Annotated in this window: 7 protein-coding genes; all 7 read left to right on the top strand. The window is 71.3% G+C overall.

What is annotated here, in order from left to right; all coding sequences use genetic code 11:
• Window positions 1–1,002: acetylglutamate kinase (argB, locus tag AC08OU_RS20220; RefSeq protein ID WP_476605558.1), on the top strand; the 1,002-nt coding region annotated here is incomplete at its 5' end.
• A gap of 14 nt (window positions 1,003–1,016) precedes the next feature.
• Window positions 1,017–2,273, top strand: a complete 1,257-nt coding sequence (locus tag AC08OU_RS20215) for an acetylornithine transaminase (protein WP_462186899.1) — start codon at window positions 1,017–1,019, stop codon at window positions 2,271–2,273.
• On the top strand, window positions 2,270–3,274 hold the full coding sequence (argF, locus tag AC08OU_RS20210; protein ID WP_476602194.1) for an ornithine carbamoyltransferase: 1,005 nt from the start codon (window positions 2,270–2,272) through the stop codon (window positions 3,272–3,274). The genes AC08OU_RS20215 and argF overlap by 4 nt, the downstream gene beginning before the upstream one ends.
• Window positions 3,271–3,921 carry an arginine repressor gene (gene argR / locus AC08OU_RS20205; protein ID WP_476594569.1) on the top strand — a complete coding sequence of 217 codons (651 nt, stop codon included), beginning with the start codon at window positions 3,271–3,273 and terminating at the stop codon, window positions 3,919–3,921. Before argF ends, argR begins: the two co-directional genes overlap by 4 nt.
• 237 nt (window positions 3,922–4,158) lie before the next feature.
• Entirely contained in the window at window positions 4,159–5,361 is a 1,203-nt protein-coding gene (locus AC08OU_RS20200; RefSeq protein WP_476602233.1) for an argininosuccinate synthase, read from the top strand.
• Entirely contained in the window at window positions 5,358–6,818 is a 1,461-nt protein-coding gene (gene argH, locus AC08OU_RS20195; RefSeq protein WP_476602234.1) for an argininosuccinate lyase, read from the top strand. The genes AC08OU_RS20200 and argH overlap by 4 nt, the downstream gene beginning before the upstream one ends.
• A 26-nt stretch (window positions 6,819–6,844) precedes the next feature.
• Entirely contained in the window at window positions 6,845–7,483 is a 639-nt protein-coding gene (locus AC08OU_RS20190) for a DNA-3-methyladenine glycosylase (RefSeq protein ID WP_462186883.1), read from the top strand.
• Window positions 7,484–7,882: the final 399 nt, after the last annotated feature.

Here is a 7,882-nt window from a genome sequence, read left to right as displayed (position 1 = left end):
GGCGGGGGCACCGGGCGGGGCCCGGCCGCCACCGCCCGGGGCCACGCGGCGCTCGCGAAGACCCAGGTCCTCATCGAGGCGCTCCCGTGGCTGTCGCGGTTCCAGGGCGCGACCATCGTCGTCAAATACGGCGGCAACGCGATGACGGAGCCGGCGCTGCGCGAGGCCTTCGCCGCTGACGTCGTGTTCCTGCGCCACTCGGGGCTGCGGGTGGTCGTCGTGCACGGCGGCGGTCCGCAGATCACCGCGCATCTGGAACGCCTCGGTGTCCCCTCGACGTTCGTCGGCGGCCTGCGGGTCACCACCCCGGAGACCATGGACGTCGTGCGGATGGTCCTGCTCGGCCAGGTCAATCGGGACGTCGTGGGGCTCGTCAACGACCATGGCCCGTTCGCCGTCGGGCTGTCCGGTGAGGACGCCAACCTCTTCACCGCGCGGCGCCGCCCGGCGATCGTCGACGGCCGGGAGGCCGACGTCGGCCTGGTCGGCGACATCGTCGAGGTCCGACCGGAGACGATCAACGCCCTGCTCGGCTCCGGGAAGGTGCCGGTGGTCGCGTCGGTTGCCCGCGGCGTCGACGGCGGGGTCTACAACGTCAACGCCGACATCGCCGCCGCCGAACTCGCCGTCGCGCTCGGGGCCACGAAGCTTGTCGTCCTGACCGACGTCGAGGGCCTCTACGCGGACTGGCCGGCGAGCGACGAGGTGATCAGTGAGCTGAGCATCACCGAGCTCGAACGGCTCCTCCCCTCGCTCACCGCCGGCATGATCCCCAAGATGGAGGCCTGCCGGCGGGCGGTGCGTGGCGGTGTTCCACAGGCGCACGTGCTCGACGGACGGGTGCCGCACGCGGTGCTCCTGGAGATCTTCACCGACGACGGCATCGGCACTTTGATCATGGCCGAGCCAGGCACCTCGCCTGAGCCAGGTACGCCCCCTGCGCCCGCCGCGCGCCCGGCCGGGATCGTTCCGGCCGGCGAACCGACCGGAGGAACGCCGTGAACGCCGAGATCGCCGTGAACGCCGATCTGATCGCCCGCCGGGACGCCGTCGTGATGGCGACCTACGGCCGACCCGCGATCTCCCTGGCTCGGGGGGCCGGCAGCCGGGTGTGGGACCATGACGGCCGCGAATATCTCGACCTGGTCGGCGGGATAGCCGTCAGCGTGCTCGGTCACTGCCACCCGGCGGTCCGGGACGCCGTCGTCGGCCAGCTCGGCGCTCTCGGCCACGTGTCGAACCTCTACGCCAATGAGCCTCAGGTGCTGCTGGCCGAACGGCTCGTCGAGCTGCTGCGGGTCGGCGCGCCGAGCCCCGGGCTTCCGCCCGAGGGGGCGAAAGTCTTCTTCTGCAACTCGGGGGCGGAGGCCAACGAGGCAGCAATCAAGATCGCCCGCCGGGCCGGCCGTTCGGAGATCCTCGCCACCGAGGGCTCGTTCCACGGCCGGACCCTGGGCGCGCTGTCCATCACCGGTCAGCCGGCCAAGCGGGCACCGTTCGAGCCGCTGCTGCCCGGCGTCCGGTTCGTGCCGTATGGAGACGGCGCGGCCCTGCGCGCCGCCGTCAGCGAGGCGACCGCGGCGGTGTTCCTGGAACCAACCCTCGGCGAAGGCGGTGTCGTGCCGCCGCCGGCCGGCTACCTCGCCGCCGCGCGGGCTGTCTGCGACTCCGCTGGCGCGCTGCTGGTCCTGGACGAGGTGCAGAGCGGCATCGGCCGGACCGGCTTGTGGTTCGCCCACCAGGCCGAGGGCGTGCTGCCCGACGTGATCACCCTGGCCAAGGGACTCGGCGGTGGCCTGCCCGTCGGCGCCTGCGTCGGCATCGGCGCGGCGGGGACGCTGTTGCGCCCGGGGGATCACGGCAGCACCTTCGGTGGCGGCCCGATCGTCTGCGCGGCGGCGCTCGCGGTGCTCGACACGATCGCCGCCGAGGGCCTGCTTGAACACGCGTCGCGGCTCGGGGAGCGGCTGGCCGCGGCGATCCAGGCGGCGGGCGTGCCCGGCGTGGCCGGGGTCCGGGGACGGGGGCTGTGGCGGGCGATCGAGCTCGACGGCCCATTCGCGCCGGCGGTGGAGAAGGCCGCCCGCGAAGCCGGTTACCTGGTGAACGCCGTCGCCCCCGACGCCATCCGGCTCGCCCCGCCGCTGATCCTCACCGCCGCCGAGGCGGACGCCTTCGTCGCGGCCCTGCCCGGTATCGTCGGCGACGCGCTCGCCGCCCGGGTTCGGTCGGCGCAGTCCGCGTCAGCCCCGGGCTCTAGGGTCAGCGCATGACGGTCCGACACTTCCTTCTCGACACCGACCTGACCCCCGCGGAGCAGACCGCCCTGCTCGACCTCGCCGACGGGCTCAAGGCACGCCGCCGCGTTACCCGGCTGACGGAGCGTCCGCTCGCCGGGCGCTCGGTGGCGCTGCTGTTCGAGAAGCCGTCGACGCGCACCCGACTGTCGTTCGACGTGGGCGTCGCCGAGCTCGGCGGCCACCCGGTGGTGATCGACGCGGTGAGCACGCAGCTCGGCCGGGGCGAGACCATCGAGGACACCGCCGCGGTGCTGAGCCGGTACGTCGACGCGATCGTCGTGCGTACCTTCGCGCAGAAGCGGTTGGAGCGGCTGGCGGCGGCGGCCACCGTTCCGGTGATCAATGCGCTGTCCGACCACGCCCATCCCTGCCAGGCCTTGGCCGACCTGCAGACGATCCGGGAGCGGCGGGGCCGCCTGGCCGGGCTGACCCTGACCTACCTGGGCGACGGCAACAACGTCGCGCACTCGCTGCTGCTCGCCGGCGCGTTGGCAGGCATGCGGGTGCACGTGGCCTCGCCGCCCGGCTATGAGCCGTTCGAGCAGGTGCTGCGGCACGCCAATGAGATCGGCATGGTGACCGGGGGGGAGGCGCTGGTGATGCACGACGCGCTGGAGGCCGCCGCCGGGGCGGACGTGCTTTACACCGACGTGTGGGCGTCGATGGGTCAGGAGGGTGAGTCGGACAGCCGCGCGTTGGTGTTCCAGCCGTACCGGCTCGACGAGAAGGCCGTCGAGGCCGCTTCGCCCGACGTGATCGTCATGCACTGCCTGCCCGCACATCGGGAGCTCGAGATCACCGCGTCGGTGATCGACGGACCCCGTTCGGTCGTGTTCGACCAGGCCGAGAACCGGCTGCACGCTCAGAAGGCCCTGCTGTCGAGCCTGCTGTCCGAGGGCGTCGGTCCGACCGGCGCCGCCGGGAGCGCGTCCGGGGTGGGGGGCGCATCGCCGGTGGGGGGCACCGGGCGATGACCTCGGAAGCAGGCGCAGGGGCCCGGCGTGCCGCGCCGTTGACCAAGCACGCCCGTCAGGCTCGGCTGGCGGCGTTGATCGGTCAGCGCGGTGTGCGTTCACAGACCGAGCTCGCGCGTCTGCTGGCTGCCGAGGGCGTCCAGGTTACCCAGGCAACCCTGTCCCGTGATCTGGAGGACATCGGGGCGACCAAGGTGCGCGGTCCGGACGGCGGCCTGGTCTACGCGGTCGAGGCGAACCTCGCGCCGGCGGAGATCGTCCGGCTGTCGCTCGCCCGGCTCTGCGAGGAACTGCTGGTCTCCGCGGAGGCCAACGGCGACCTGGTCGTGCTGCGCACGCCGTCGGGCGCCGCGCAGCTGTTCGCCTCGGTGCTCGACCGGGAGGCGCTCCCGGGGGTCATGGGCACGATCGCGGGGGACGACACGGTGCTCGTCGTCTGCCGGTCGGCTCCCGCCGCCGAGGCCCCGGTCCGTCCGGAGAGTTCTGTCGGCCCGGGAGATCCCGTCGGTTCGGGAGAGCCAGCTGGTCAGGGAGGGCATGCCGGCCCGAGGGGGCCGGCACTCGCCGCCCATCTCCTGTGGCTCGCCGACGGCCGGGCGCGTGGAGCGTCGACGGGACCGTCCGCCGTGCCGGACCAGGATGCGTAGCGGTGCACCGGCGACGCCGTGAACCGGCCTTCCCAGCACCCTCAATAAACACAATGGAGTCGAAATGAAATAACTTGCGCGTTTCGAACCCTCCACAGGCCTGTGACCTGCGATGATGCTCTCGATCACGTATTTGTTACTTCATTACGTCCCCTTATCAGCTTTTTTAACCAGTTTGGCATGATTTCCAATAATTCAACATTATTTGATATAAATCAACATAAGGAGATAAGCACTGTGACCGAACGCGTCGTGCTTGCCTACTCGGGCGGCCTCGACACGTCCGTGGCCATCGGTTGGATCGGCGCCGAGACCGGCGCCGACGTCGTCGCGCTGGCGGTCGACGTCGGCCAGGGCGGCGAGGACCTCGAGGCCATCCGGCAGCGCGCCCTCACCTGTGGCGCCGTCGAGTCGATCGTCGTCGACGCCCGCGAGGAGTTCGCCGAGTCCTTCGTCGCTCCGGCGATCAAGAGCAATGCGCTCTACATGGACCGGTATCCGTTGATCTCGTCGCTGTCGCGACCTGTCATCGTCAGGCATCTGGTCGCCGCGGCCCGCGAGCACGGGGCGGACGCCATCGCGCACGGCTGCACCGGCAAGGGCAACGACCAGGTGCGCTTCGAGGTCGGGGTGGCGGCGCTCGCCCCCGGGCTGAGCGTGCTCGCCCCGGTGCGCGATTCGGGGATGACCCGGGACAAGGCGATCGCCTTCGCGGAGGAACGCGGCCTGCCGATCGACGTGTCGAAGAAATCGCCGTATTCCATCGACCAGAACCTGTGGGGCCGCACCGCCGAGTGCGGCGTCCTCGAGGACCCGTGGGCCCAGCCGCCGGAGGACGTCTTCGTCTACTCCGCGGACCCCACCGTCGCGCGGACCCCCGACGAGGTGACCATCTCGTTCACTGACGGTGTCCCGGTGGGGCTGGATGGGCGCTCCCTCCCGCTCGCCGATCTCGTCGCCGAGCTCAACGTCCGGGCGGGCGCCCACGGCGTGGGCCGGATCGACCTGATCGAGGACCGGCTCGTCGGCATCAAGAGCCGGGAGATCTACGAGTGCCCGGCGGCGATCACGCTGCTGACGGCCCACCGGGACCTCGAGGACCTCACGCTCGAGCGGGATGTCGCCCGGTTCAAACGGGGCATCGACCAGCGGTGGGGTGAGATCGTCTACGACGGTCTGTGGTACTCGCCGCTGAAGAGCGCGTTGGACGCCTTCGTTGACTCCGCCAGCGCCGGAGTGTCCGGGGAGGTGCGGATCCGGCTGGTGGGTGGCGTCGCCCAGGTCGTCGGCCGGCGCAGCCCGGCCAGTCTGTACGACCACGCACTGGCCACCTACGACGCCGGCGACCAGTTCGACCAGCGCGACGCCCGCGGGTTCATCGAGCTCTGGGGCTTGCCGACGAAGGTCTGGGCGGCGCGCGAGCAGCGGCTGAACCCGTGACCGCGACGCACCCGTCCGGCGGGAACGACACGACGCACGGGGCGCCCGGGGACGGGGCGCCGATGCGGCTGTGGGGCGGGCGCTTCGCCGGCGGCCCGGCGGAGGCGCTCGCCCGGCTGTCGATAAGCGTCCAGTTCGACTGGCGGCTGGCGCCCTACGACCTGCTCGCGTCGAAGTCGCACGCCCGGCTCCTGCACCGGGCCGGGTTGCTCGACGTCGACGAGCTCGCGGCGATGCTCGCCGCCCTGGACGAGCTCTCCGACGCGGTCACCCAGGGCCGGTTCCGCCCGACCGTCGAGGACGAGGATGTCCACACCGCCCTCGAACGCGGTCTGCTCGAACGGCTCGGAACGCTGGGCGGAAAGCTGCGGGCCGGCCGGAGCCGCAACGATCAGGTCGCCACCGACCTGCGGCTCTACCTGCGGGACTCGGCCCGCGAGGTGGCCGCGCGGCTGACCGAGTTGTCCCATGCGCTGGTCGTGCTTGCCGAGCAGCACGTCGATACCCCGGCCCCCGGGATGACCCACCTGCAGCACGCCCAGCCGATCTCCTTCGGTCATCAGCTGCTGGCACACGTGCAGGCGTTCGTCCGGGACATCGACCGGTTGCGCGATTGGGACGCCCGGGCGTCGGTGAGCGCCTTGGGAGCCGGGGCACTGGCCGGTTCCTCGCTGCCGCTCGACCCGCAGGGGGCGGCCGCGGAGCTGGGGTTCGACCGGGCGTTCGCCAACTCCCTCGACGCGGTCTCCGACCGGGACTTCGCCGCCGAGTTCCTGTTCGTGGCGGCCCTGATCGGAGTGCACCTGTCGCGGCTCGGCGAGGAGATCGTGCTCTGGACGACGAGGGAGTTCGGCTGGGTCGAACTGGACGACGCCTTCGCGACCGGTAGCTCGATCATGCCGCAGAAGAAGAACCCGGACGTCGCGGAGCTGGCCCGGGGGAAGTCCGGCCGGCTCATCGGGGATCTGACCGGCTTCCTGGCCACTCTCAAGGGACTGCCGCTCGCCTACGACCGCGATCTGCAGGAGGACAAGGAGCCGGTCTTCGACGCGGTCGACACCCTGCTGCTGGTGCTGCCCGCGCTGACCGGCACGGTTGCGACCATGCGGGTCCGTCGCGAGCGGCTCGTCGCCGCGGCGCCCGACGGCTTCGCGCTGGCCACGGATGTCGCCGAGTACCTGGTGCGCCGAGGGGTGCCGTTCCGTCAGGCGCACGAGGCGGTCGGCCAGTTCGTGTCGTGGTGCGTGGCCCACGACGTCGATCTCGACGAGGTGCCGGACGACGATCTCGGCGTGATCAACCCGCTGCTCACCCCGGACGTGCGCGAGGTGCTGTCGGTGCGGGGATCGCTGGAGGCCCGCTCGGCCCCCGGCGGGACCGCTCCCGACCGGGTCCGCGAGCAGATCGCCGCGTTGCGTCCGGTGCTGGACCGGGACCAGGTCTGGGCGGTGGGTTGACGGCGCTACCCGAATCCTCGCCCGGCATGGCACCGACGGACGGTGCCGCGCCGGACGGGGTGGACTTCTACGACCGGCCCGTTCTGGTCGTCGCACCGGCCCTTCTTGGTGCGACGGTCCGGCACGGGCCGGTCGCCGTTCGGATCACCGAGGTTGAGGCGTACGGGGGGCTGGACGATCCCGCCTCGCACGCCTACCGCGGCCCGACGCCGCGCGCGGCCGTCATGTTCGGACCGCCGGGACGGGCCTACGTCTACCTCAGTTACGGCGTCCACTGGTGTCTGAACGTGGTGTGCGGACCGGTCGGTTCGGCGTCGGCCGTGCTCCTGCGCTCCGGAGAGGTCGTGGCGGGTCGCGACCTCGTAGCGGGCCGTTTCCCACACCTGGTCGAGGCGGACCTGGCGCGTGGCCCCGGCCGGTTGGGACGGGCGCTCGCCGTGACCGGCGCACTGAGTGGAACCCCGGTCACCGGCGCGGGGCCGATCACGGTGGCACTGGCCGGGGGCCGGAGGATCCGTCCTCCCGGCCCGCCCGGTATCTCCGGCGGCCGGGTCTGCCTCGGCCCCCGGGTGGGGATCCGGGTGGCGGCCGAATGGCCCTGGCGATTCTGGCTCGCTGGCGAGGCGACGGTCAGCGGCCCGCGGTCGCCGCGTCGACCCAGGTGAGTCGACCCAGGTGAGTCGACCCGATGATGCTCTGTACGAGTGTTCCGGGCCCAGTATTCCGGGCCCAGTGTTCCGGGGGTCCAGAGCTCTGGCCCAGACCGCCAAGCCTCCCATATCAAAAGATCACAACGAACCAGTCTTGGGAAGGTGTGACGTACATCACATATCTTGGCGAGGGATTGATTTGACGTCTCCCGTCATCCACCCGTAATGTTCTCTCTGTCAGCGACACACCGGATCCGCCGAACACCACGGATGCGGTCGGTGACGCCCCCTTGAGGGGCGTTATGTGGCAGATGTACGGCAGTCCCCGCCTGGGGAGTAACTGACGAGCATCCTCCAGAATTTCGCAAGAAGCCAGCAAGCCGCATGAGGGCGACGTCTTGCGACGTCTACTCA

The sequence above is a fragment of the Frankia sp. CcMO1 genome (assembly GCF_977945845.1).
Note: the sequence above shows the minus strand (reverse complement) of the source record. Positions and strands in the feature narration are given on the sequence as shown.